The organism is Brachymonas denitrificans, from assembly GCF_907163135.1.
In the GTDB taxonomy this organism is placed as follows: Bacteria; Pseudomonadota; Gammaproteobacteria; order Burkholderiales; family Burkholderiaceae_C; genus Brachymonas; species Brachymonas denitrificans_A.
Genome location: NZ_CAJQUA010000001.1, coordinates 54,658 through 79,238, shown reverse-complemented (window position 1 = coordinate 79,238; position 24,581 = coordinate 54,658). Strand labels below are relative to the sequence as shown.

Below are 24,581 nucleotides of genomic sequence, written 5' to 3'. Positions count from 1 at the left end.
CCACTGTCCGAGCCTCACCATGCCCGCTCCCTTGCCGCCCCTGTCCCTGTCGCTGCAGTTCGCCCGCTTCGCCGAAGCGGCAGAACACCGCGCTGCGCTGCCGCGACACAAGGTGGCACGCTGGATCCGCCATGCGCTGGGCGAAGAAGTGCAACACGCCGAAATCACCGTGCGCATCGTCGATACCGAAGAAGGCCAGGCACTCAACCGCGACTACCGCCAGAAGGACTACGCCACCAATGTGCTTACCTTCGACTACAGCAGCGCGCCGGTGGTGATGGCCGATCTGGTGCTGTGCGCGCCGGTGGTGGCACGCGAGGCCGAAGAACTCGGCAAGGCACTGGCCGAGCACTACGCCCACCTGCTGGTGCACGGCACGCTGCATGCCCAGGGCTGGGACCATGAAACCGGCGAGGAAGAGGCCGAGGCGATGGAGGCGCAAGAGATTGCGATTCTGGCGGGTCTGGGCCTCGATGACCCGTACGCCGAGCGCTGACGGGCTTTCTACCGCACGGAAAAGCGCACCCGTTTCTTCAAGCGCTTCCGGAATTCCCGCCCTGCACCGCCTCCGCCATCCAGACGGCAGTTCTCAAACGCCGCCAAACACCTCAATCACCGTGCGCAAATCCGTCTCGCGCACCACATGCGCATGACGTGTCCCCGCCTGCACGCAGGTGTCGAACAGCACCTGCTGCGGCAGGCTGCCCAGCCCGCGATAGACGAATTGCTGCACGTCAAGCCCCCCGCTCTCCAGCGCCTGCTGGCGCAATAGCGGCAGCTGAGGCTGTGTATAGGCCTGCTGCAGCAGGATTTCGCCGGTCTCGCCATCGGTCCAGCGCACGGCGCCCAGCGGCGGGCGCACCATCCAGACCCGCTCCTCGCGCAGCAATTGCGGCAGCCAGCGCTGCAGATACAGCAGCACCAGCGCACCAATGTGGATGCCGTCCGCATCGGGATCGAACAGCAGCACCAGCCTGGCAAAACGCAAGTCCGGCAAGACGTCCCCGCCCGCATGCGCCGTCGCCCCGGACAAGCCCAGCGCCTGTGCCAGCTGGCCAAACAGCGGACTTTCCGCCACCTTGCGCTCTGACGCGCGCCAGGCGTTGAGCGGCTTGCCCTGCAAGGGCAGCACCGCCTGCCGCAAGGACTGCCGCACCGCCGCCACCGACTGCGCCGCCGATTCGCCCTCCACCAGCAATAGCTCCGCTTCCGGCCCGTGCTGCTGGCTGTCCAGCAGCATGGCGGACGCCTGCCCGCGGTAATACCCCATCCCCTTCTCCTGTCGCCACGGGTACATTTCGATACCCCTTCGGACGCTTGAAATTCCCAACAAAAATCTTAATTTAGTAATATCCAACGTTGCCGGCAACAATTGTTATTCATGCATTTTTCCAAGGAGAGATCCCATGAGTTCCCTGATGACCCGTGGCAGTTTGTTTGATGACTTCTTCAAGGACGTGGCCCCCGGCTTCTTCATCAAGCCGCTGCATGGCGACCCGCTGCCCTCTGCCTCGCAGATCCGCATCGACGTGAAGGAAACCGACAAGGAGTTCACCGTGCAGGCCGAAATGCCCGGCGTGAGCAAGGAGGATATCCACGTCTCGGTCGAAGGCAGCATTGTCACGCTGCGCGCCGAAATCCGCCAGGAAGACCGCCAGACCGAAGGTGAGAAAGTGCTGCGCACCGAACGCTATCACGGCGAGGTGTCGCGCAGCTTCCAGCTGCCGGCCGACATCGATGAAGCCAACGCCAAGGCCAGATACGACAATGGCGTGCTGTGCCTGACGCTGCCCAAGAAAGTCAGCAATGCGCCGCAGCGCCTGACCGTGGAGTAAGCAGCGCCCGCAAGGCGAGGGGCTGCCGGCGCCCCTTTCCATGCCCGCCTCGTGCGGGCATTTTCGTGCGGCAGGGCGCCAGCTCTTGGCTCGGCGTCGGCGGGCTCAGCGCAAGCGTTGCAACAAATCCGCCGTGGAGGGATCCAGCCCCCGCACATCGCCCGACTCCAGCCGCGGCACGATGTCCTCGGCCAGCTGCTTGCCCAGCTCCACGCCGAACTGGTCGAAACTGTTGATGTTCCACACCGCTCCGGCCACGAACACGCGATGCTCGTACAGTGCCAGCAGCGCCCCGAGCGTGCGCGGTGTGAGCGCCTCCAGCAGCAGGAATGTGCTGGGTCGGTTGCCGGGGCAGCAGCGCTGCGGGTCCTCATCCTCGCGCCCCACCATCAAGGCCTGCGCCTGCGCCAGCGCATTGGCCAGCAGCAGGCGATGGTGCAGCGGCCAGGCATGATCGATCTGCTTCACCGCGATGAATTCGACCGGCAGCACATGCGGCCCCTGGTGCAGCAGCTGGAAGAAGGCATGCTGGCCATTGGTGCCGGGTTCACCCCATACGGTAGGGGCAGTCAGGTAACGCAAGTGCTCGCCATCACGGCTCACGCCCTTGCCGTTGCTCTCCATCTCCAGTTGCTGCAGATAGGCCGGCAATGCCTGCAGTCCGCTATGGTATGGCGCCATGCAGCGCGCCGCATGGCCCAGGAAGCTGCTGCGCCACACATCGATCAGCCCCATGCGCAGCGGCAGGTTCTGCTCCGTTGCAGCGGTCTGGAAATGCCGGTCTACCGCATGCGCGCCTTCCAGGAAAGCGCGGAACTGCTCGGCGCCGATGGCAATCGCCAGCGACAGCCCGATGGCCGACCAGACCGAATAGCGCCCGCCCACCCAGTCCCAGAATCCGAACGTGGTACGGATGCCCAGTTGGGCTGCAGCCTCCAGATTGGTGGTGATGCCGACGAAATGGTCCTGCACCTGATCCGCCAGTGCCCCACCCTCTGCCTCCCTAAACCACTGCAGCGCCGTCGCCGCATTGGTCATGGTCTCCAGCGTGGTGAAGGTCTTGCTGGCAATGATGAACAGCGTGCGGCGCGGCTGCACCTGGCGCAGCACCGCCTTCAGTTCATGCCCGTCCACATTGCTGACGAAGTGGAAGCGCTTGCCCGGGAGCACAAACGCATCCAGCGCCTGCACCGCCATGCGCGGCCCCAGATCGGAGCCGCCGATGCCGATATTCACCACATCGGTGATGGCGGGATTGGCACGCACGGTCTCCGCAAACGCCAGAAAGGCCGAGCGCACGGCATCCATCTCGCGCCACACATCCTGCAGGGGGGCCGGCAGGCCGTCCTGCGTCGGCGCACGCAGCAGCCAGTGCATGACCTGGCGCTGCTCGGTGGTGTTGATCGCCCCGCCCTCGAACATCGCATCGCGCAGCGCCAGCACGCGCTGCTCTTCGGCCAGTTGCAGCAGGGCCTGCATCACGCGCTCGTCCAGGTGCGACTTGGAAAAATCCGCGTGCAGCAACGGACGCTCGCTGGCGTCGGTCAGGGTCTGGCTGAAGCGCTGGACGCGTTGCGGGTCTTCCTCGAAGGCACGACGCAAGTCAAACGTGGAGGTATCGAGCAGGCAATACCCCCCAGGCTCATGGTGATTGACAGGAAAACATCGCGCCAGCTTGCCTAGCCACTCCCATGCCGGCGCTTCGGTGGCGAGCCCTGCGTCAAATGCATCCTTGTGCATCATGGGAAAGACGCCGACTCAGGCAGCCGCCATCATCAGCTGTTCCAGCTTGCCCGCATCCGCAGCAAACGCGCGAATCCCCTCGGCCAGCTTTTCGGTGGCCATGGCATCCTCGTTCAGCGCGTAGCGGAAGCTGGCTTCGTCGTAACGGATCACCGGCATCGGCTCGGCACCGGCCATGGCCGGATTGAGCGCCGGCTCGAAACCGGATGGCGCCTCGGCATCCGACAGTTGCGCCAGCAGTTCCGGGCTGATGGTCAGCAGATCGCAGCCGGACAAGGCCATGATCTGGCCGGTATTGCGGAAGCTCGCCCCCATGATCTCGGTACCGATGCCATGCTGCTTGAAATACTGGTAGATGCGGCGCACCGACTGCACGCCCGGATCGTTGGCACCCGCCATGGCCGCCTCGTCCCACTGGGCACCGGCCTGCTTCTTGTACCAGTCGTAGATACGACCCACGAAGGGCGAAATCAGCTGCACGCCGGCATTGCCGCAGGCCACGGCCTGGCAGAACGCGAACAGCAGCGTCAGGTTGGTGCGGATGCCCTTGGCCTCAAGCTGCTGCGCCGCCTGGATGCCCTCCCAGGTGGAGGCAATCTTGATCAGCACGCGCTCGTTGCCGATGCCCTGCTGGTTGTACAGCGCCATGATGCGCTCGGCGCGCGCCACGGTGGCTGCGGTGTCGAAGGACAGGCGGGCATCCACCTCGGTCGAAACGCGGCCTGGCACGAGCTTGAGGATGGCGCAGCCGAACTGCACCAGCAGCTCGTCCATGGTGCGCGCCAGATCCTGCGTGCCCACACGCTGCACCGTCTCGGTGAGCAGGGGTGCGTAGTCGGTTTTCTGCACCGCCTTCAGGATGAGCGACGGGTTGGTGGTGGCGTCCTGCGGCTGGAACTGCACCATCTGGTTGAAGTCACCGGTGTCCGCGACCACCGTAGTGAATTGTTTGAGGGCTTCGAGCTGGTTCATGTAGGCCATTATGCTGGATTTCCTCTCTGCGCCAAGCACAGCCACACGGCAAAAACCGCGCAGATGTGACGAGGTATGTCACCCCTAGGTCATTGGAGTCTGCTAAGCGCCTGAGCATGGGCGCCACGCCATGCTGATGCCTTGCGCGCAAAGAAGGCTGCTGCTATCCGATCGCACTCTCCTCTCACGGGCGCACTGCTTGCCGAAACGCCGCTCAGATGGCGTCCGGATCCTCGCTCACGCTGGCCTGGATCGAATCGAGCAGGTACTGGAAGGCCTCGCGCACCTGCGCCTCGCTGCAGCCCATCAGCAGCGCATCATCCAGCGCGTCCTGCAGCAGCTCGCGCAGCTCCGCATAGTTCTCGTTCAGGACCTTGACCTTCTCGAAACACGAAACCACGCTGCCGTCCGGCTTGCGCCAGGTGATGGGGGAAGACGAATGTGCCATGGGCAGGAATTGTACGAGTTGACGGGTTGTTGATGTGCGCTTGCGGGCTTGGGCAGGCCGCTATTTCACATCGATCAGGATCGCACGGAAGTCGTTCACATTGGTCAGCGTCGGCCCGGTCCATACGGCATCGCCCAGGACCCCGAAAAAGCCATGCCCGTCGTTGTCATCCAGCGCTGCGCGCGGCGCCACGCCCAGCTTCCAGGCCCGCTGCAGGGTATCCGGCCCGCACAGCGCACCGGCCAGTTCCCCGGCACCATCCACGCCATCGGTGTCGGCCATCAGCGCATGCACGCCCGGCTGCCCGTGCAGCGCAAGCGCACAGGCCAGCAAGGCCTCCACATTGCGGCCACCGCGCCCGCTGCCACGCACGGTAACTGTGGTTTCACCCCCCGAAAGCAGCACACACGGGGCAGCAACCGGCTGCCCGTGCCGCACCACCTGCAGCGCCATGCCAGCCAGCATGCGCCCCACCTCGCGCGCCTCGCCTTCCAGCGCACTGCCGAGAATCAGCGGCTGATAACCGGCCGCCTGCGCCACGGCAGCAGCCGCCTCCAGTGCCTGCTGCGGCGTCGCGACCAGCTGCACCGTGTTGCCCTGCAGGCGGACATCGTCCGGCTTCACGCTTTCGCCCTGCCCGCCTTCCAGCCACGCCCGCGCATGCGCCGGCAGGGTGATGCCATAACGCCGCACGATCGCCAATGCATCCGCGCAGGTGGTGCCATCGCCTACGGTCGGGCCCGAGGCGATCTCTGCCGGATCATCGCCAGGCACATCCGAAATCAGCAGCGTCCGCACACGCGCCGGGTGGCAGGCCACCGCCAGCCGTCCTCCCTTGATCAGCGACAGGTGGCGCCGCACGCAGTTCATCTCGTGGATGCTTGCCCCCGAGGCCAGCAGGGCACGGTTCAAGGCCTGCTTGTCCGCCAGCGTGAGGCCCGGCGCCGGCAACGGCAACAAGGCGGACCCACCCCCGGAGATCAGGCACAGCACCCGGTCCTCGGCACCCAGCCCCTGTGCCAGCTCCAGCATGCGCTGCGCCACACGCCAGCCGGCTTCATCCGGCACCGGGTGCGCCGCCTCCACGATCTCGATCCGTTCGCAGGGCACTGCGTGGCCATAGCGCGTCACCACCAGCCCCGACAATTGCTCCGGCCGCCCGCACCAGTGTTGCTCCACCGCCTGCGCCATGGCTGCCGACGCCTTGCCGGCGCCGATCACGACCAGCCTTCCGCGCGCACCCAGCTCCGACGGATCCGGCACATGCGGCGGGACGCAGAGCGCCGGCTGCGCCGAGGCGACCGCCGCATCGAACATGCGCCGCAACAGCTGCCCCTGCGCCGTCGCCGCCAGCGGGCCGCCAAGCGCCGTTGCAGCCAGCGGACCGGCAGCTGCCGTCATGACTGCCTCCGCGGCAGCACCAGCCCATGCCCGGCAATCCAGGCCAGCCCCGCCTGGGTACCGCCGGCCTCCGGGCGCAGCGGCAGATACTCGCAGCCCACGCAACTTGCGTAGCCCAGCGTCTCCAGCAGGGCAAACAGCTCGCGGTAGGCCATCGCTCCGCTACCCGGCTCGTGCCGTCCCGGCACATCGGCAATCTGGATATGCCCGATGCGCGGCAGGTGACGACGCAGCATGGCGGGCACATCGTCTCCCATGCGGGTGGCGTGGTACAGGTCGTATTGCACGCGCACATTTTCTGCCCCCACCATATCCAGCACTTCCAGCGCCTGTTCCAGCCGCGAGACGCCAAAGCCCGGCATGTCGAAGGTGTTGATCGGCTCAAGCAGCAACGTACGCCCCTGCGGCGCCAGACGTGCCGCTGCATGACGCAGGTTGTCGACCAGCACCACCGTCGCCTGCGACATCGGCAGGCCCTCCGGCACGATCCCCGCCAGGCAGTTGATGCGCGGCACCCCGAGCGCCTGAGCGTACTCCAGCGCCCGCTCCACGCCCGCGCGGAATTCGTCCCGGCGCTGCGGCAGCATGGCAATGCCGCGCTCGCCCGCCGCCCAGTCGCCGGCCGGCAGGTTGATCAGCTCCAGAGTCAGCCCATACTCCCTCAGCAGCCGTGCCAGCTCGGCCGCCGGCAGTTCATAGGGAAACTGGCACTCCACCGCATCGAATCCCGCCGCCGCGGCAGCGGCAAAACGTTCACGAAAGGGCAGATCCGGGAACAGCAGACTCAGGTTGGCACTCAAACGTGTGGGCATGGAGAAAACCGGAAACGTGGCCGTAGGGCTGCATCTGCATACAGCAAATGCGAAAAAATGGCCAAAAACGTGTAAAAGATTTGTTGCAGTGCAACAGTAATCGCATTAGTTACCCAAATGACACAAAGCACCTATAGCATATTGGGTATTCATCAATCTTAGGGAAAGTACGAGTAAGAGTATGCGCAGTCCCACAATTCCCTCTCTCCCCCAGCTCACCGTGTCTGACCAGGCGGCCCGCCTGCTCGACCAGAAGTTCCAGGCCTCCGTGGCCAAGCTCACCGGTTCGCAGTCGCCGGCCCTGAACACCATGGCCTTCTTCGACTGGGCCATCCACCTGATGGTTTCTCCCGGCAAGCAGCTCGTGCTGGCCCAGCTGGCCCAGCAGCACCTGCAGCAACTGCAGAGCCTGGCGATCGAAAGCGTCGCCCTCGGCATGGAAACCAGCATGTCCAAGGCCCTGCGCGGCAACCAGCCCTCGCCCGCACCGAGCGAGCCGATTCCCGTGCCGATCAGTGACCGCCGCTTCAAGGATCCGGACTGGAGCCAGTTCCCCTTCAACGTGCTGCAGCAGGCCTACTTGATGCAGGAAAAGTGGTGGCAGGAAGCCACGCGTGACGTGCGCGGCGTCAACCCGCACCACTCCGAGTGGGTGTCCTTTTCGGCTCACCAGTGGCTGAGCATGCTGTCGCCCTCCAACTTCCCGTGGAGCAACCCCACGGTGATCAAGCGCACCATGCAGGAAAACGGCGCCAACCTGCAGCGCGGTTTCCGCAACCTGCTGGAAGACACGCAGCGCCAGCTGGCGCACTCGCCGCCGGCCATCAGCGAGGAATTCCAGATTGGCAAGGACATTGCCGCCACCCCCGGCAAGGTGGTGTTCCGCAACAACCTGATGGAGCTGATCCAGTACACGCCCACCACCAAGCAGGTGCGCCCCGAGCCGGTGCTGATCGTGCCGGCCTGGATCATGAAGTACTACATCCTGGACCTGTCGCCGCACAACTCCATGATCAAGTACTTGGTCGACCAGGGCCACACCGTATTCGCCATTTCCTGGAAGAACCCCGGTCTGGCCGAGCACAACCTGGGCATGGAAGACTATCTGGAGCGCGGTCTGTTCGCGGCAATCGATGCCATCAATGCCATCGTGCCCGAGAAGAAGATCCACGCCACCGGCTACTGCCTGGGCGGCACCCTGCTGGCCATCGGCGCCGCCGCCATGGCGCGCGATGACGACGACCGTCTCGCCTCCATGACGCTGTTCGCCGCGCAGACCGACTTCTCCGAGCCGGGCGAACTGGCGCTGTTCATCGACGAAAGCCAGCTCAACCTGCTGGAAGCACAGATGGCCGAAACCGGCTACCTGGATTCCAACCAGATGGCCGCCGCCTTCGTCTGGCTGCGTTCCTTCGACCTGGTGTGGTCGCGCATGGTCAACGAATACCTGCTGGGCGACCGCGCCCGCAGCATGGACCTGATGGCCTGGAACGCCGACTCCACCCGCATGCCCGCGCGCATGCACACCGACTACCTGCGCCAGATGTTCCTGCACAACGACCTGGCCCGCGGCAAGTACCTGGTGGGCGGCCGTCCGGTGGTGCTGAACGACCTCAAGCTGCCCATCTACGTGGTCGGCACCGAGAGCGACCACGTCGCCCCCTGGAAGTCGGTCTACAAGATCCACCTGCTGTCCGATGCAGAAATCACCTTCGTACTGACCAACAGCGGCCACAACGCCGGCATCGTGAGCGAGCCGGGTCACCCGCGCCGCTACTTCCGCGAACTCACGCGCGAGCACAACGGCAAGTTCATGTCGGCCGAAGAATGGGCCCAGACCACGCCCGTCACGGATGGCTCCTGGTGGCTGTCCTGGGACAAGTGGCTGAACGCCCGCTCCGGCGAACCCACCGCGCCCCCGGCCATTGGTGCTGCCAAGGGCGGCTACCCCGTGCTCGAAGACGCGCCCGGCCTGTACGTGCTGGAGCGCTGACCGGCTGCCGGCCATGGCCTCCCGCCCCGACTCCTCCGCTGCCGGCTGCGCCGGCAGCGTACCCGTTTCTCTCATTCAGGAATCCATCATGGACATCGCAACCAAAGAACTCACCTCCATGCAGCCGCAAGCAGCGGCAGTCAAGCCCAACGAAGACGGCACCATGCGCAACACCACGTTCAGCGAACTGAAGATCGGCGACTTCGCCGTCATGGAGCGCACGATCTCCAATGAGGATATCCAGCTGTTCGCACTGGCCTCCGGCGACCTGAACCCGGCCCACCTCGACGCCGAATACGCCGCCAAGACGCCGTTCAAGACGGTGATCGCCCACGGCATGTGGGGCGCTTCCATGATTTCCGCCCTGCTGGGCACCCAGTTCCCCGGCCCCGGCACCATCTACCTGAGCCAGACGCTGCGCTTCTCCGCCCCGGTGCGCGTGGGCGACACCCTGACCGTGAAGCTGACCGTCAAGTCGCTCGACGCCGAGAAAAAGTGGGCCACGCTCGAGTGCGTGTGCACGAACCAGAAGGGCAAGGTCGTGATCTCCGGCGACGCCGAGGTGATCCCGCCGGCCGAGCACATCGAATGGACGCCGCACGACATTCCCGAAGTGCGCCTGATCCCGCGCCAGGACGGCCCGCGCCGCCTGATCGAGCATGCCCGCAGCCTGGGCGAGATCAAGGTTGCCGTGGTGCACCCCTGCGACGCCGTCAGCCTGGAATCCACCCTGGAAGCCCGCAAGCTGGGCCTGATCAACCCGATCCTGGTCGCTCCGCGCAGCAAGCTCGAAGCCGTTGCCGCCGAAAACAACCTGTCGCTGGACGGCGTCGAGATCGAGGACGTGCCGCACAGCCATGCCGCCGCCGAAACCGCCGTGCAGCTGGTGAAGGCCGGCAAGGTCGAAGCCGTGATGAAGGGCAGCCTGCACACGGATGAGCTGATGTCCGCCATCGTCGCCAAGGACGCCGGCCTGCGCACCAAGCGCCGCATCAGCCACTGCTTCCTGATGGAAACCGCCGCCTATCCGCGCCCGTTCATCATCACCGATGCCGCCATCAACATCGCTCCCGATCTGGGCGCCAAGGCCGACATCATCCAGAACGCCATCGATCTGGCCCACGTGATCGGTGTGGACGAGCCCAAGGTCGCCATCCTGGCCGCCGTGGAAACCATCAACGCCGGCATGCAGGCCACGCTCGACGCTGCCGCCCTGTGCAAGATGTCCGACCGCGGCCAGATCACCGGTGCCGTGCTCGACGGCCCGCTGGCCTTCGACAACGCCGTCTCGCCCGAAGCCGCCCGCATCAAGGGCATCAAGTCTCCGGTGGCCGGCCAGGCCGATATCCTGATGGTGCCGGATCTGGAAAGCGGCAACATGCTGTTCAAGGCGCTGGACCACCTGGCCGGTGCCCACAGCGCCGGCGTGGTGCTGGGCGCCAAGATGCCCATCATCCTGACCAGCCGTGCCGACTCCGAAGAGTCCCGCATCGCTTCCTGCGCGCTGGCCGTGCTGCTGGCCCACCACTACCGCGTCTCCCCTCCCTGAGCGCGGCTTCCGTTCCGTAGTGGCCCGCTGCCTTCCTAGGCGCGGGCCCGTGCCGGCGGCCGCCCTGTGCGGCCGTTTGTGCACCTGCAGTCCCCATCCAGAACAAGAGAGCATCGCATGAACCACCTCATCCTCGTATTGAACTGCGGATCATCCAGCATCAAGTTCGCCCTGTACGAGACCGACGCCAACGGCGTGCCCCGCCAGAAGACCTGGGGCGGCAAGGTCAACGGCATCACCGGCCAGAACCCCACCTATGACACCAGCCGCAGCGCCAAGGCACCGCTGCAACTGGATCCCGCCAAGCCCTACCACTCCGCGCTTGAGCACATCCGCAACATGGTGGTGCAGGAACAGGGCGAGCGCCGCCTGTCCGCCGTGGCGCACCGCGTGGTGCATGGCGGCTCCAAGTACTTCGCCCCGGTCGTGATCACCGGCGAGGTGCTGGCCGACCTGCGCACCTACATCCCGCTGGCGCCGCTGCACCAGCCGTTCGCGCTGGAAGCCATCGACGTGCTGCTCGGCATGTACCCGCGCCTGCCGCAGGTAGCCTGCTTCGACACGGGTTTTCACCACACCCTGCCGATGGTGGAACAGATCCTGCCGCTCAACTGGTCCTATTGGGAAAACGGCGTGCGCCGCTACGGCTTCCACGGCCTGTCCTACGATTTCATGCGCTTTGCCCTGCTCGAGCGCCATGGCGACCTGGCGCGCGGCCGTACCATCGTGGCCCACATCGGCAGCGGTGCCAGCCTGTGCGCCATGCAGAACCTGGAAAGCGTGGCCACCACCCTGGGCTTTTCCGCACTGGACGGCCTGATGATGGGCACCCGCACCGGCGCGCTCGACCCCGGCGCCGTGCTCTACATGATGGAGATCGAGAAGCTCACGCTGGAACAAGCCGGCCGCGTGCTGTACCACAACTCCGGCCTGAAGGGCATCTCCGGCGTGTCGGACGACACCCAGGTGCTGCTGCCGCTGGAAGCCGGGAACGAGCGCGTGCGCATTGCGCTGGCGCTGTACGTGCGCCGCATCGCCAAGGAAATCGCGGCGCTGGCCACGGTCACCAAGGGGATCGACCTGCTGGTATTCACGGCCGGTGTGGGCGAGAACAACGCCATCATCCGCGAGCGCGTGTGCGAGGAGCTGGGCTGGCTGGGCGCCAGGCTGGATCCGGCCGCCAACGCGGCCAACAGCCCCGTCATCTCGTCGGCCGACAGCGCCTTCACCATTGGCGTGGAGCCGACCAACGAGGAATGGGTCATGGCACAGCGCACCTACGAACTGGTGGGCCTGGAAGCGCGCCCCACCCCCAGACTGGTGCCGACAGCTGCCGAGGCATGATGCGCCAAGGCATCTCCTGAAACCCGGACAGGCCGCTGATGCGGCCTGTCTGCTTCTTGCGTCGGGGTATGGCTGCCTTCAGCGCAGTTCCAGCACAAGGGTCTCCTTGATCTCCTCCATCACCACATAGCTGTCCGACTGGCACGGCACCGGAATGCGCTGCAGGATGTTGCCCAGCAGATCGCGATATTCGCGCATGGCCTGCAGCCGCGCCTTGACCAGATAGTCGAAGCGCCCCGACACCAGATGGCACTCCAGCACCTCGGGCATGTGCATCAGCTCCTTGCGCACCTTGTCGAAAATCTCGCCGGACTTGGTGCTCAGCGTCAGCTCCACGAACACCAGCACCGTCCGGCCCAGCGCCTGCGGGCTGACATGGGCGTGGTAGCCGGTGATGATGCCGCTGCGCTCCAGCCGCCGCACCCGCTCCGCGCAGGGCGAGGTGGACAGGCCGATTTCCGAGCCCAGTTCGGTCATGGACATGCGCCCCTGGCGCTGCAGGATGTCCAGAATCTTGCGGTCGATGCGGTCCAGTTCGTGCATTTGCTGCGGCTCCGTTGCATTGCTGCCAAAACACAGGGATTTTTTCTGCAATCATCCCATATAACACGATTTTTTGCTGCACCGTCTTTCCTACACTTCACGTCCATAGCGAGATTCCCGGAGGAGACAGGACATGAAGATTGCAGTACTCGGCAGCGGCGTGATCGGCATCACCACCGCCTACTATCTGGCCCGCGCCGGCGCCGAAGTGGTCGTGATCGACCGCCAGCCCGCCGCCGCGCTCGAAACCAGCTTTGCCAACGCCGGCCAGGTATCGCCGGGCTATTCCACTCCCTGGGCTGCGCCCGGCATTCCGCTCAAGGCCATGAAGTGGCTGTTCCAGCAGCATGCGCCGCTTGCCATCCGGCCGGATGGCTCGTTGTTCCAGCTGCAGTGGATGGCCGCCATGCTGCGCAACTGCACCAGCGAGCGCTACGCGATCAACAAGGAGCGCATGATGCGCGTGGCCGAGTACAGCCGCGACTGCCTGCGCGAGCTGCGCGCCGAAACCGGCATTGCCTACGAGCAGCGCACCGGCGGCACGGTGCAACTGTTCCGCACCCAGCAGCAACTGGACAACGCGGCGCGCGATACCGAAGTGCTGCAGGCCTGCGGCGTGCCCTTCGAGATGCTGGACCGCGACGGACTCAACCGCGTGGAACCCGGCCTGGCCCATGCCAGCGCCACGCTGGCCGGCGGCCTGCGCCTGCCGCACGATGAAACCGGCGATTGCCAGTTGTTCACCACGCGCCTGGCCGAGCTGGCGCAGGAGCTGGGCGTGCAGTTCCGCTACGACACGCCGGTCAGGCGCCTGCAACTGGCGGGCGGGCGCATCTGCGGGGTCGAACTCGATACGCCCGACGGCGAAGTACTGACCGCCGACCGCTACGTGCTGGCCTTCGGCAGCTACTCGCGCGCCCTGCTGGAGCCGCTGCAGCTGAAACTGCCGGTCTATCCGCTCAAGGGCTATTCGCTGACCATCCCGCTGCGCGATGCCGCGCGTGCGCCGCAATCCACCGTGCTGGACGAAACCTACAAGATCGCCCTCACCCGCTTCGACCAGCGCATCCGCGTGGGCGGCATGGCCGAAATCGGCGGCTTCGATCTGCGCCTGAACCCGCGCCGCCGCGCCACGCTGGAAATGGTGACCTCGGAATTGTTCCCGGGCGGCGACCTGCCGCAGGCCACTTTCTGGACCGGCCTGCGCCCCATGACGCCGGACGGCACACCGGTGATTGGCGCCACGCGCTACGACAACCTGTTCCTCAACACCGGCCATGGTACCCTTGGCTGGACCATGGCCTGCGGCTCCGGCCAGTTGCTGGCCGACCTGATCACCGGCCGCCAGCCGGCGATCCGCACCGAGGGGCTGGCACTGGACCGCTACCAGCGCACGCAGCCGCGCGCTGCGATCAGCCCCGGCTCCCGGCCGCTCGCTGCGAAAAGCCGTGCCTGAGATTGCCCTCATTCAGAAAGGAGAATCCATGCTGCCACCTGCAAAACCCGTCTTCCTGCTGACCGCCGCCGCGCTGGCACTGGGCCTGAGTGGCTGTGCCGGCAGCGGCGCTGTTTCTGCCCCACAGGCCAAGCCGGCCATGCAAGCCGTTCAGCCCCAACCTGCGGCACAGGAAGCCACACCGCCCACCAGCTACGGCGATGGCGGTCCGGTCTTTGCCAACGCCCAGGGCAAGCCGGTGCTGCGCGTGCTCTCGGACGGCCCGGGAGAAATCACGGTCAAGCATCTTGCCTCCGGCCGGATCCATTACCTCAAGCAGGTGCCGGCCGCCTCCGGCGCCAAATACCAGGATGCCGACGGTTACATCCTCTGGAGCAAGGGCAAGGAGGCGATGTTCGGCAAGGGCGAGCGCATCCTGTTCCCCAGCCTGAAGCTGCAGAAAAACTGACCCCACTGACACACGATCGCCACACTGCTGCCGTAGAGTGGCGATCAGGTAAAGAAAAAGCGCCCAGGTTCTGCAACCTGGGCGCTTTGAATCTTGCACCACTGTAAAAGTGGTGGCTCGGGGCGGAATCGAACCACCGACACGCGGATTTTCAATCCGCTGCTCTACCAACTGAGCTACCGAGCCTGAAGCTGAAATTATAGCAAGGTTTTTACGTTTCTCTCAAGCCCCGCCAACTTTTTGCATTTTTTCTGCCGTCAGCTTGCGGCGGCCGATTTTTTCTCGCGGCCGATGTCCACGCCCAGTTGCTTGAGCTTGCGGTACAGGTGGGTGCGCTCCAGGCCGGTCTTTTCCGCCACACGCGTCATCGAGCCGTTCTCGCGCTGCAGGTGGAAGGCAAAGTAGGCGCGCTCGAATTCGTCGCGCGCCTCGCGCAGCGGCTTGTCCAGGTCGAAGCTCTGGCTGCCGGTCGCCAGCGGCGAGGGAGCCGCAACCGGGGCCACGGGAGCATAGGCCGGCGCAGCCGCCAGGGCCTGCCCTTCAACATGGGACGTATGCACCACCTGGGCCACCGGTGCGCTGGCTGCACCGCCCACCAGCATGGGAGCGGCCGCCACCGGCGCCGCCGCAGGACGGCGTGCCGGTTCGCGCACCAGCCCCTGCTGCACGGCCTTGAGCAGCTTCTGCATGGTGATGGGTTTTTCCAGGAAGGACTGGGCACCGATGCGCGTGGCCTCCACCGCGGTGTCGATGGTGGCGTGGCCGCTCATCATGATCACCGGCATGGTCAGCAGCCCCTGGCCCGCCCATTCCTTGAGCAGCGTCACGCCGTCCGTATCCGGCATCCAGATATCGAGCAGGACCAGGTCATAGTTGTTCTCGGAACGCGCCTTGCGCGCCTCGGCCGCGTTCTCGGCCAGATCCACCGAATGCCCTTCGTCATTCAGGATCTCCGAAAGCAGCTCACGAATGCCGTGTTCGTCATCCACTACCAGAATGTTTGCCATCGTCGTGCATCGCCTTTCCAAGATACGGACTTGTTGCGGCAATGATACAGCGAAATGCCGGACATGACAGCCCCGCAGCCGAAAACGCCTGCCGCTTCCGTGCTTGCCCGCGTGATTCAGGCGTCCTGCACCGGCTCCGCTGCGGGGAACAGCAGCGTTACCTGGGCACCGGCCACCTCGCCATCCTGCTGGCGGTTGCTGATGGCCAGTCTGGCACCATGGTCATCGGCAATCTTCTTGACCACCGCCAGTCCCAGTCCGGTGCCCTTGGCCTTGGTAGTCACATAAGGCTCGAAGGCACGCTGCAGGATGTTCTCCGGAAAGCCCGCGCCATGGTCCTGCACGCTCAGGCGCACCCGCTGGGTCGCCGGGCGCCACTGGGTCTGGATCAGCACCGGCTCCGCCGTGTGGCCGGCCTGCTCCTGCGCGTCCTGCGCGTTCTGCAGCAGGTTGTGGATGACCTGGCGCAACTGCTGCGCATCGGCCATGATCAGACGGCAATCCGGATCGAGCTCGGCCTCGATGGGGACCGGCGTATTCTCCTCACCGTACAGGTGCAGGATGTCGGCCACCAGGGCATTGAGGTCGGTTGGTTCCAGATGCGCGGCCGGCAGGCGTGCATAGTCGCGGAACTCGTTCACCAGCCGCTTCATGGCATCGACTTGGTCGACGATGGTGCGCACCGACTTGGCCAGCACCGCCTGCTCGCGCGGCTCCAGGCAATCCATCAGCTTCATCTCCAGGCGTTCGGCCGAGAGCTGGATCGGCGTGAGCGGGTTCTTGATCTCATGCGCCAGCCGGCGCGCCACTTCGGCCCAGGCCTGCGTGCGCTGTGCCGAGATCAGCGCGGAGACGTCCTCGAACACCAGCAGGCGCACATTGCTGATGGCGGTACCGGGCAGCAGGGCGCCGCGCAACACCAGCGAGATGGCGTCGTGCTGCAGCCCCTCGTGCGAGGGCGGGTTCAGCTCCAGCGTGTGCTGCCAGTAATCATGCGTGGTCTTGCTGGCCCAGCGCTCGTCCACCGGCTCCTGCCCGGCGCCAGCCGATTCGCTGCCGTCGGCCGTCGCGGTCTGCTGCTCATGCTCGATCAGGCCCTCAAACTGCTGCTGCACCGTCTCGCCCACGGCCTGCAAGGCAGGGATGTCCTCCAACCTGTAGCCCAGCAACTGCGGCTCCTCCACCCCGAGGATGCGGCTGGCAGCCGGGTTGGCGGAAATCACCGAGCCGTCCGCAGTCAGCAGCATCACGCCCGTGCTCAGGTTGTCCAGAATGGTCTGCAGCTCCGAGCGCGAGGCATCGAGTTCGGCCACGCTGTTGGTCAATGCCTGGCGCGCGTCGGCCAGTTGCTGCGTCATGGCGGCGAAGGACTGCGTCAGGCCGCCCAGCTCGTCATTGCCCTTGTAGATGCTCTTGGGCCGCAGATCGCCGGCTGCCACCTGGCGCACGCCTTCGGCCAGCATCAGCAAGGGGCGCGCCAGTTGCGTGGCCAGCATCGCCGCCAGCAGCACCGCCCCGAAAATCGCCAGGATCAGCGTCAGCGTGAGCGTGCCGATGAACATGCGCGACATGCCGGTGCGCGCCAGCGCCCGCTCCTGATACTCGCGGTTGGCCTCCTGCACCATGAGGGCATTATCCAGCAGGTCGGCAGGAATGGCCTGCACCACCTGCAGCACCCACACGTCATCCTGCAGGAAGAAGTGACTGGGCCGGACCACGGTATAGGACACGACCCTGGCGCGACTGTCCAGCGCTGGCGCCGGCTTGCTGCTTGGGGATGAAACGCCCTCCTCGTCATCCAGCCCCTCCATCACGGTCACGACCGCATCGTCCTTCAGTTGCTGCAGCACCTCCCGGGAGGGCGACAACTGGGGCGCGGTCAGTTCCGAGCTGCTGGCGCTGGCAATCCGCTCTCCCTGCAGACTCCACAGCACCATATGATCCGTATGCTGCTGCAGCCGCAGGCGCTCCAGCTCCTGGGCCAGGTTGAAGCGGGGCACCACCACCAGTTGCTCGGCGGCAGATTCGGTCTTGATGCCGGTATCACGGGCATATTGATCGAGCAGATTGCGCCCCAGGTTCAGGCCGGCGTCCAGCGCGGTTTCCACCCGCACGTCAAACCAGCTTTCGATGGAGCGCGTGACGAACTGGTAGGACACCAGATAGATCAGCGCGCCCGGCACGCTGGCCACCAGCACGAATGCCGCAGCCAGCTTCAGCAGCAGCCGGCTGCCGAACTTGCCGCGCCGGTAGCGCGACCAGACGCGCCAGGCCATCCAGCTGATGACCGCGAACAGCATGGCCGCCACCACCAGATTGATGAGCAGCAGGCGCTCGAAGTTGCGCTCGTAGACTTCGCGGTTGCCCGTGGCCTGCGCCAGCAGGAACATCAGCACCAGCGCGATCGACAGCAGCAGCGACAGCCCGACCATCACGCTCCAGCGCAGGTTGCGCGAGCTGCGCCAGAAGGAGCGGAAAGCTTGCAGCATGGGCCGGCCTACCCTCTCAGCCGGCCGGCTTGCCCAGGATCTGCGGGGTCAGGCGGTAGGAGCGCTGGGCGCTCAGCGCCCAGTCCGACTGGCCGGTGGCGCCGATCTGCAGCGGGCGCTGGAGCTGCGTCACGTCGAGCTTGAAGCTGACATCGACGGAGTAGCTGGAGTCATTGCTCCAGTCTTCCCGATCCAGCACTTTCCAGCTGGAAATGCGCTGGATGGTGGCCAAGGCTCCTTGCAGCGAATCGTAGTGCTGGTTGAGCACCACCCCGGTAGCAACCCCGCTGCGGTTGAACGGCTCGGTGCTCACGTTGACGCGCCACTTGCGCGTGAGCGGCAGATACATGAGGCGGATGTAGCGCTTGTAGCTGGAGACTTCCTTGTCCGACCAGTACCAGCGGTAGCGCAGCGTGCTGGTCTCGAACATGAAATAGACGGGCACGCCCTTGTCGAGCGTGTCCTTGACCGACTCCGACAGATTGAACTTCACGTTCCCTGTCATGCGGATGGCGTCGTCGGTCAGCTCGAAGCGCACATCGGTGATGGACGCGTTATCAGCGCGCGCGACTGTGGGAACAAGCAGCATCCACAGCGCCAGCAACAGGCCCAGGCCGGCCAGCCACGCCCGCAGCCACCGCGTGCCGGCAGGGGCACACAGTTGCCGTTCAGGACTGTTTGGCAAGCAGCGCATAGAAGAACCCATCGTGATCAATCAGGGGAGCAGGGTCAACTCCAGCCCCCAGTGTCCCATTCTCGCCCACTCCGTCGCCCTGGCTGTGGTGTGTGGGCAACAGGTGCCCCGGAGCCGGGCGTGCATGCGCATCGGCGTGGCGCTGCAGGAACGCATCGACCTGAGCGGAGCCCTCTTCCCTGAACACCGAGCAGGTGCAGTACAGCAGGCGTCCGCCCGGGGCCAGCAGGGGCCAGAGCGCTTCCAGCAGGCGGCGCTGCTGTGCGGCCAGCTGCGGCACGTCCTGCGCGCGTCGCAGCCAGGGCACGTCCGGATGGCGGCGCACGATGCCGGCTGCCGTGCAAGGGGCATCCAGCAGGATGGCATCGAAGGGCTCGCCATCCCACCAGCTGGCGGGATCGCCCGCATCGGCTGCGAGCACGGTGGCCTGCAGGCCCAGGCGCTGCAAGTTGTCGTGGATGCGCTGGCAGCGCGCGGGGTCCACGTCCAGCGCGGTCACGGCGTGGTCGCCGAGTTCCAGCAGATGGGCCGTCTTGCCTCCCGGAGCAGCGCAGGCATCCAGCACGCGCAGCGGGCGCGCGGCAGCGGCATGCGGGCTGCTGCCACTTTCCGCAGGCGCTGCTCCGGCAGCCGCATTCTGACGCCCTGCTTCTCCGGCTTCGCCCAGCAGCAAGGGCGCAGCCAGTTGGGCCGCCGCATCCTGCACCGACACCCAGCCCTGCGCAAACCCGGGCAGCTGCTGCACCGGACAGGCCTCGTGCAGCGTCACGCCGTAGGCGCCATTCAGAATCCCACCCATGCCCGCCGGGCGCAGATGCTTGTCCAGATAGTCGCGCGCCGTCATGTGGCGTGCGTTCACGCGCAGGGTCAGCGGTGCCGGGCGCAGCGCCTGGTGCACGATGCCGGCGGCCTGTGCGCCGTAATCCTGCTGCAGCCGCTGCCACCACCAGCGCGGCAGGTTCAGCAGCTCCGGATCGTGCTCCGGGCTGGCGGCAGCACAGGCTACCTCCAATGCTTCCCGCTCACGCAGGAAGCGCCGTAATACGGCATTGACCAATGCACCCTGGTGCTTCAGCCTGGGATGGCGCTTGGCCGCCTCCACCGCCTGGTTCACCAGCGTGAAATCGGTATAGCCATCGGCCTCGCTCCCCGCTTCCTGCCGCGCCCGCCAGGCCAGCACCAGCGCACTGCACAGCAAGGCATCGAGCAGCGGCGCCGGCTTTCTCGGCACCAGCTGCTCGCGCAGCCAGCGGCCGATGCCCAGCCCGCGCAGCACGCGGTACGCCAGCGCCTGCACGCCAGGTCGCAACCCCGCCGGCACCTGTTCCAGCGCCTGCGTGGTGCTGCCGCCGGCCTGCACCTGCTGCACGACCAGCGCCACCTGCTGCAGCTGCTGCCACAGCGGCGCCGCCTTGGTCGATGACTTGTGCGGGGCTTGTTCACTCATGGGCGGGCTTCCTCGATCAGCAAGAAAAAAACCCGGGCTGCCGCAGCAACCCGGGTCGGGGATATGACATCCGTCATCCGGTAGCAGGCAGGGCCGCGACAGTCAACACCGTGCGGCCCGCGCCATCAGTCTTCCGAACCGTCAGCCACCGGCGCGTCGGAAGCCGGAGCCGCGTCGCCGGACTCGGCCGCTTCCATGGCTTCCTGCAGCGACAGCTCCTCGGCCTCGGCGATGGCGCGGCGTTCGGCCTCGTCCATCTCGTCCTTGGCCTTGCGTGCCTGGTGGTAGGCCATGCCGGTACCGGCCGGAATCAGGCGACCCACGATCACGTTTTCCTTCAGGCCGCGCAGCTCGTCGCGCTTGCCCATGATGGCAGCCTCGGTCAGCACGCGCGTGGTTTCCTGGAAGGAAGCCGCAGAGATGAAGGAGTCGGTGGACAGCGAAGCCTTGGTGATACCCAGCAGCAGGTTGCTGTAGGTGGCCGGCATCTTGTCCTCGGCACGCAGCGCGTCGTTGGTGTTCAGCATCTCGCTGCGCTCGACCTGTTCACCAGCGATGTAGCCGGAATCGCCGGGGTTCTCGACCACGACACGGCGCAGCATCTGGCGCACGATCACCTCGATGTGCTTGTCGTTGATCTTCACACCCTGCAGGCGGTACACGTCCTGCACCTCGTCCACGATGTAGCGGGCCAGCTCCTCGATGCCCAGCAGACGCAGGATGTCCTGCGGATCGGCCGGACCGTCGACGATGCTCTCGCCCTTGTTCACCACCTGGCCTTCGTGCACCAGGATGTTCTTCTCCTTGGGCACCAGTTCTTCCCAGACCTTGCCTTCCGGATCGGTGATCTGCAGGCGCACCTTGCCCTTGGTTTCCTTGCCGAAGGAGATGGTACCGGTCATCTCGGCCAGCACGCCCTTGTCTTTCGGCGTACGGGCTTCGAACAGCTCGGCCACGCGCGGCAGACCACCCACGATGTCACGGGTCTTCTGGCCTTCCATCGGGATACGCGCCAGCACCTCACCGGGGCCCACTTCCTGGTCGTCGCGCACCTGGATCAGGGCGCCCACCTGGAAGCCGATGGTCACGGAGTGGTCGGTACCCGGAATCTTCACTTCCTTGCCTTCGGCGTCGATCAGCTTCACCTGCGGACGCACCACCTTGGTGGAGCCGCGGCGCTTGGGATCGATCACCACCAGCGTGGACAGACCGGTCACTTCGTCGACCTGCTTGGCCACCGTCAGGCCTTCCTCGATGTTCTCGAACTTCACCTGACCGGCGTATTCGGTAATGATCGGGCGCGTCAGCGGATCCCAGTTGGCCAGGATGGTACCGGCCTTGACCTGTTGGTCGGGCTTGATCGACAGGATGGCACCGTAAGGCACTTTATGGCGTTCACGCTCGCGGCCGTTGTCGTCCACGATGATGATCTCGCCGGAACGGGAAATCACCACCAGGTCGCCCTTGCTGTTGCTCACGTAACGCATGGTCGAGTTGAAGCCGATGTAGCCGTTGGAGCGCGCTTCCACGCTGCTGGCAATGGCTGCACGCGATGCCGCACCACCGATGTGGAAGGTACGCATGGTCAGCTGGGTACCCGGTTCACCGATGGACTGGGCGGCGATCACACCGACCGCCTCGCCCACGTTCACCAGGCCACCGCGGCCCAGATCACGGCCGTAGCACTTGGCGCACAGGCCGAAGCGGGTTTCGCAGGTCAGCGCAGTGCGCACCTTCACCTCGTCCACGCCGGCAGCCTCCAGGGCGTCGATCATGTCCTCGTCGAACATTTCGCCGGCACGGGTCACCACTTCCTGCGTTTCGGGGTGCAGCACGTCGTCCGCAGCCGTACGGCCCAGGATACGCTCGCGCAGCGATTCGATCACCTCACCGCCTTCGACGATGGCGCGCATCACCTGGCCGTCATGGGTACCGCAATCCTCTTCGGTCACGGCCAGATCCTGCGTCACGTCGACCAGACGGCGCGTCAGGTAACCGGAGTTGGCCGTCTTCAGGGCCGTATCCGCCAGACCTTTACGGGCACCGTGAGTCGAGATGAAGTACTGCAGCACATTCAGGCCTTCGCGGAAGTTCGCGGTAATCGGCGTCTCGATGATGGAGCCGTCCGGCTTGGCCATCAGGCCACGCATGCCGGCCAGCTGGCGGATCTGCGCGGCGGAACCTCGCGCACCGGAGTCGGCCATCATGTAGATGGAGTTGAACGATTCCTGGTCCACTTCCTTGCCGTGGCGGTCGGTGGTCTTCTGCTTGGCCAGCTGGCTCATCATCACTTTGGAGACTTCGTCACCGGCCTTGCCCCAGATGTCCACCACCTTGTTGTAGCGCTCGCCCGCGGTCACCAGACCGGAGGCGTACTGCTGCTGGATCTCCTTCACTTCCGCTTCGGCGCGACCGATGATCTCGGCCTTCTCCGGCGGCACCAGCATGTCGCCGATGGCGATGGAGATACCGGCCTTGGTTGCCAGGCGGAAACCGTTCTGCAGCAGCTTGTCGGCAAACACCACGGTTTCCTTCAGGCCGCACTTGCGGAACGAGGCGTTGATCAGCTTGGAGATTTCCTTCTTCTTCAGCGGCTTGTCCAGCACGCTGAACGGCAGGCCCTTGGGCAGGATCTCGCTCAGCAGCGCACGGCCCACGGTGGTCTCGACCAGCTTGGTGGACGGGATGAATTCACCGGTAGCCTTGTCCTTGCTGTACTCGGTCAGACGCACGCTGATGCGACTGGTCAGTTCCACTTCCTTCGCTTCCAGCGCGCGCTCGACTTCACCGATGTCGGTGAACACCATGCCCTCGCCCTTGCCGTTGATGCGCTCGCGGGTCGTGTAGTACAGACCCAGCACCATATCCTGCGACGGCACGATGGACGGCTCGCCCGAAGCGGGGAACAGCACGTTGTTCGATGCCAGCATCAGGGTGCGCGCTTCCAGCTGTGCCTCGACGGACAGCGGCACGTGCACGGCCATCTGGTCACCGTCGAAGTCGGCGTTGAACGCGGAGCAGACCAGCGGGTGCAGCTGGATCGCCTTGCCTTCGATCAGGATCGGCTCGAAGGCCTGGATACCGAGGCGGTGCAGCGTCGGCGCACGGTTCAGCAGCACCGGGTGCTCCTTGATCACCTCTTCCAGGATGTCCCACACGATCGGGTTGTTGTTCTCCACTTCCTTCTTCGCCGCCTTGATGGTGGTGGCGATGCCCATCTGTTCCAGACGGGCGAAGATGAAGGGCTTGAACAGTTCCAGCGCCATCAGCTTGGGCAGACCGCACTGGTGCAGCTTCAGGGTCGGGCCCACGGTAATCACGGAACGGCCGGAGTAGTCGACGCGCTTGCCCAGCAGGTTCTGGCGGAAGCGGCCGCTCTTGCCCTTGATCATGTCGGCCAGCGACTTCAGCGCGCGCTTGTTGGCGCCCGTCATGGCCTTGCCACGGCGGCCGTTGTCCAGCAGGCTGTCCACGGATTCCTGCAGCATGCGCTTCTCGTTGCGCGCAATGATTTCCGGAGCCTTCAGCTCCAGCAGGCGACGCAGACGGCTGTTGCGGTTGATGACGCGGCGGTACAGGTCGTTCAGGTCGGAGGTGGCGAAACGGCCGCCATCCAGCGGCACCAGCGGACGCAGGTCCGGCGGCAGCACCGGCAGCACTTCCATGATCATCCACTCGGGCTTGATGCCGGACTTCTTGAACGCTTCCAGCACCTTCAGGCGCTTGGCGTTCTTCTTGACCTTGACTTCGGAGCCGGTCAGGTCGCCGCGCAGGCGCTCGATCTCGGACTCGATGTCCATGTTCTCGAGCAGTTCCTTGATGCCCTCGGCACCCATCTTGGCCTGGAATTCGTCGCCGTATTCCATGACGTTCTTGTCATAGTCGTCCTCGGACATGATGCTGAACTTCTTCAGCGGGGTCATGCCGGGGTCGGTCACCACATAGGCTTCGAAGTAGAGCACGCGCTCGATGTCGCGCAGCGTCATGTCGAGCACCAGGCCCAGACGGGACGGCAGGCTCTTCAGGAACCAGATGTGGGCACAGGGCGCAGCCAGATCGATGTGGCCCATGCGCTCGCGGCGCACCTTGGTCTGGGTCACTTCCACGCCGCACTTCTCGCAGATCACGCCGCGGTGCTTCAGGCGCTTGTACTTGCCGCACAGGCACTCGTAGTCCTTGATCGGGCCGAAGATCTTGGCGCAGAACAGGCCGTCACGCTCGGGCTTGAAGGTACGGTAGTTGATGGTCTCGGGCTTCTTCACTTCGCCGAAGGACCAGGAACGGATTTTCTCGGGCGATGCCAGGCCGATCTTGATGGCATCGAAATGCTCATCGGGCTTGATTTGTTTGAACAGGTCGAGCAAAGATTTCATGATGACTCTTTCCTAAATGGGGATGCA

The 24,581-nt window shown here is 65.3% G+C and carries 19 protein-coding genes and 1 tRNA gene; 7 read left to right on the top strand and 13 right to left on the bottom strand.

What is annotated here, in order from left to right:
* Positions 1-19: 19 nt before the first annotated feature.
* On the top strand, positions 20-496 hold the full coding sequence (gene ybeY / locus KKQ75_RS00395; protein WP_213358718.1) for an rRNA maturation RNase YbeY: 477 nt from the start codon (positions 20-22) through the stop codon (positions 494-496).
* A gap of 93 nt (positions 497-589) precedes the next feature.
* Here ybeY and KKQ75_RS00390 read toward each other — a convergent pair whose 3' ends face one another.
* Positions 590-1,270, bottom strand: coding sequence for a toprim domain-containing protein (locus KKQ75_RS00390; RefSeq protein WP_213358716.1), 681 nt, complete (start codon positions 1,268-1,270; stop codon positions 590-592).
* 136 nt (positions 1,271-1,406) lie between these two features.
* On the opposite strand from KKQ75_RS00390, the gene KKQ75_RS00385 reads away from it, so the two are divergent.
* Positions 1,407-1,835, top strand: coding sequence for an Hsp20/alpha crystallin family protein (locus KKQ75_RS00385; RefSeq protein ID WP_213358714.1), 429 nt, complete (start codon positions 1,407-1,409; stop codon positions 1,833-1,835).
* Positions 1,836-1,940: 105 nt separating this feature from the next.
* On the opposite strand, the gene pgi is transcribed toward KKQ75_RS00385, so the two are convergent.
* The 5 genes from pgi to KKQ75_RS00360 form a co-directional block, all read right to left on the bottom strand.
* Complete coding sequence (gene pgi, locus KKQ75_RS00380; protein WP_250130946.1) at positions 1,941-3,578, bottom strand: glucose-6-phosphate isomerase; 1,638 nt, start codon at positions 3,576-3,578, stop codon at positions 1,941-1,943.
* A 15-nt stretch (positions 3,579-3,593) separates the two neighbouring features.
* Positions 3,594-4,550, bottom strand: coding sequence for a transaldolase (gene tal / locus KKQ75_RS00375; RefSeq protein ID WP_213358712.1), 957 nt, complete (start codon positions 4,548-4,550; stop codon positions 3,594-3,596).
* Positions 4,551-4,764: 214 nt separating this feature from the next.
* The gene (locus KKQ75_RS00370) at positions 4,765-4,998 is read right to left on the bottom strand and encodes a hypothetical protein (protein WP_213358710.1); all 234 of its coding nucleotides are present in this window, start codon (positions 4,996-4,998) and stop codon (positions 4,765-4,767) included.
* A gap of 60 nt (positions 4,999-5,058) precedes the next feature.
* Positions 5,059-6,315 carry a glycerate kinase type-2 family protein gene (locus KKQ75_RS00365; RefSeq protein ID WP_250131098.1) on the bottom strand — a complete coding sequence of 419 codons (1,257 nt, stop codon included), beginning with the start codon at positions 6,313-6,315 and terminating at the stop codon, positions 5,059-5,061.
* A gap of 80 nt (positions 6,316-6,395) precedes the next feature.
* A complete protein-coding gene (locus KKQ75_RS00360) occupies positions 6,396-7,211 on the bottom strand; it encodes a hydroxypyruvate isomerase family protein (protein WP_213358706.1) in 816 nt (271 codons plus the stop codon).
* A gap of 181 nt (positions 7,212-7,392) precedes the next feature.
* Between KKQ75_RS00360 and KKQ75_RS00355 the strand changes: the two genes are divergently transcribed.
* The 3 genes from KKQ75_RS00355 (at position 7,393) to KKQ75_RS00345 (ending at position 12,097) form a co-directional block, all read left to right on the top strand.
* Positions 7,393-9,204, top strand: coding sequence for a PHA/PHB synthase family protein (locus tag KKQ75_RS00355; RefSeq protein WP_213358704.1), 1,812 nt, complete (start codon positions 7,393-7,395; stop codon positions 9,202-9,204).
* An 88-nt stretch (positions 9,205-9,292) separates the two neighbouring features.
* Positions 9,293-10,753 (top strand): bifunctional enoyl-CoA hydratase/phosphate acetyltransferase, encoded by a 1,461-nt coding sequence (locus tag KKQ75_RS00350; protein ID WP_371686304.1) that lies wholly within the window; start codon positions 9,293-9,295, stop codon positions 10,751-10,753.
* A gap of 117 nt (positions 10,754-10,870) precedes the next feature.
* The gene (locus KKQ75_RS00345; RefSeq protein WP_213358702.1) at positions 10,871-12,097 is read left to right on the top strand and encodes an acetate/propionate family kinase; all 1,227 of its coding nucleotides are present in this window, start codon (positions 10,871-10,873) and stop codon (positions 12,095-12,097) included.
* A gap of 78 nt (positions 12,098-12,175) precedes the next feature.
* Here the strand turns inward: KKQ75_RS00345 and KKQ75_RS00340 are convergent, their stop codons facing one another.
* A complete protein-coding gene (locus tag KKQ75_RS00340) occupies positions 12,176-12,640 on the bottom strand; it encodes a winged helix-turn-helix transcriptional regulator (RefSeq protein WP_213358700.1) in 465 nt (154 codons plus the stop codon).
* 133 nt (positions 12,641-12,773) lie between these two features.
* On the opposite strand from KKQ75_RS00340, the gene KKQ75_RS00335 reads away from it, so the two are divergent.
* Positions 12,774-14,096 carry a D-amino acid dehydrogenase gene (locus tag KKQ75_RS00335; protein WP_213358698.1) on the top strand — a complete coding sequence of 441 codons (1,323 nt, stop codon included), beginning with the start codon at positions 12,774-12,776 and terminating at the stop codon, positions 14,094-14,096.
* A gap of 28 nt (positions 14,097-14,124) precedes the next feature.
* Positions 14,125-14,544: an MliC family protein gene (locus tag KKQ75_RS00330; protein WP_213358695.1), complete on the top strand. Its 420-nt coding sequence runs from the start codon at positions 14,125-14,127 to the stop codon at positions 14,542-14,544.
* A 110-nt stretch (positions 14,545-14,654) separates the two neighbouring features.
* Here KKQ75_RS00330 and KKQ75_RS00325 read toward each other — a convergent pair.
* The 6 genes from KKQ75_RS00325 to rpoC form a co-directional block, all read right to left on the bottom strand.
* Positions 14,655-14,730, bottom strand: a tRNA-Phe gene (locus KKQ75_RS00325).
* Between the two features lie 71 nt (positions 14,731-14,801).
* The gene (locus KKQ75_RS00320) at positions 14,802-15,551 is read right to left on the bottom strand and encodes a response regulator (protein WP_213358693.1); all 750 of its coding nucleotides are present in this window, start codon (positions 15,549-15,551) and stop codon (positions 14,802-14,804) included.
* A gap of 116 nt (positions 15,552-15,667) precedes the next feature.
* Complete coding sequence (locus KKQ75_RS00315; protein WP_213358691.1) at positions 15,668-18,040, bottom strand: sensor histidine kinase; 2,373 nt, start codon at positions 18,038-18,040, stop codon at positions 15,668-15,670.
* A 16-nt stretch (positions 18,041-18,056) separates the two neighbouring features.
* Positions 18,057-18,629 (bottom strand): DUF4390 domain-containing protein, encoded by a 573-nt coding sequence (locus KKQ75_RS00310; RefSeq protein ID WP_213358689.1) that lies wholly within the window; start codon positions 18,627-18,629, stop codon positions 18,057-18,059.
* A 79-nt stretch (positions 18,630-18,708) separates the two neighbouring features.
* Positions 18,709-20,181 carry a 16S rRNA (cytosine(967)-C(5))-methyltransferase RsmB gene (gene rsmB, locus KKQ75_RS00305; protein ID WP_213358687.1) on the bottom strand — a complete coding sequence of 491 codons (1,473 nt, stop codon included), beginning with the start codon at positions 20,179-20,181 and terminating at the stop codon, positions 18,709-18,711.
* A gap of 125 nt (positions 20,182-20,306) precedes the next feature.
* Entirely contained in the window at positions 20,307-24,554 is a 4,248-nt protein-coding gene (rpoC, locus tag KKQ75_RS00300) for a DNA-directed RNA polymerase subunit beta' (protein WP_213358685.1), read from the bottom strand.
* Between the last annotated feature and the right edge of the window lie 27 nt (positions 24,555-24,581).

Coding starts and splice junctions, on each gene's coding strand:
- KKQ75_RS00355 (WP_213358704.1), top strand. CDS start 7,393: ATGCGCAGTCCCACAATTCCCTCTCTCCCCCAGCTCACCGTGTCTGAC.
- KKQ75_RS00385 (WP_213358714.1), top strand. CDS start 1,407: ATGAGTTCCCTGATGACCCGTGGCAGTTTGTTTGATGACTTCTTCAAG.
- KKQ75_RS00320 (WP_213358693.1), bottom strand. CDS start 15,551: ATGGCAAACATTCTGGTAGTGGATGACGAACACGGCATTCGTGAGCTG.
- KKQ75_RS00360 (WP_213358706.1), bottom strand. CDS start 7,211: ATGCCCACACGTTTGAGTGCCAACCTGAGTCTGCTGTTCCCGGATCTG.
- tal (WP_213358712.1), bottom strand. CDS start 4,550: ATGAACCAGCTCGAAGCCCTCAAACAATTCACTACGGTGGTCGCGGAC.
- KKQ75_RS00365 (WP_250131098.1), bottom strand. CDS start 6,315: ATGTTCGATGCGGCGGTCGCCTCGGCGCAGCCGGCGCTCTGCGTCCCG.
- KKQ75_RS00350 (WP_371686304.1), top strand. CDS start 9,293: ATGGACATCGCAACCAAAGAACTCACCTCCATGCAGCCGCAAGCAGCG.
- KKQ75_RS00335 (WP_213358698.1), top strand. CDS start 12,774: ATGAAGATTGCAGTACTCGGCAGCGGCGTGATCGGCATCACCACCGCC.
- rpoC (WP_213358685.1), bottom strand. CDS start 24,554: ATGAAATCTTTGCTCGACCTGTTCAAACAAATCAAGCCCGATGAGCAT.
- KKQ75_RS00370 (WP_213358710.1), bottom strand. CDS start 4,998: ATGGCACATTCGTCTTCCCCCATCACCTGGCGCAAGCCGGACGGCAGC.
- KKQ75_RS00390 (WP_213358716.1), bottom strand. CDS start 1,270: ATGGGGTATTACCGCGGGCAGGCGTCCGCCATGCTGCTGGACAGCCAG.
- KKQ75_RS00330 (WP_213358695.1), top strand. CDS start 14,125: ATGCTGCCACCTGCAAAACCCGTCTTCCTGCTGACCGCCGCCGCGCTG.
- KKQ75_RS00340 (WP_213358700.1), bottom strand. CDS start 12,640: ATGCACGAACTGGACCGCATCGACCGCAAGATTCTGGACATCCTGCAG.
- rsmB (WP_213358687.1), bottom strand. CDS start 20,181: ATGAGTGAACAAGCCCCGCACAAGTCATCGACCAAGGCGGCGCCGCTG.
- pgi (WP_250130946.1), bottom strand. CDS start 3,578: ATGATGCACAAGGATGCATTTGACGCAGGGCTCGCCACCGAAGCGCCG.
- ybeY (WP_213358718.1), top strand. CDS start 20: ATGCCCGCTCCCTTGCCGCCCCTGTCCCTGTCGCTGCAGTTCGCCCGC.
- KKQ75_RS00315 (WP_213358691.1), bottom strand. CDS start 18,040: ATGCTGCAAGCTTTCCGCTCCTTCTGGCGCAGCTCGCGCAACCTGCGC.
- KKQ75_RS00310 (WP_213358689.1), bottom strand. CDS start 18,629: ATGCTGCTTGTTCCCACAGTCGCGCGCGCTGATAACGCGTCCATCACC.
- KKQ75_RS00345 (WP_213358702.1), top strand. CDS start 10,871: ATGAACCACCTCATCCTCGTATTGAACTGCGGATCATCCAGCATCAAG.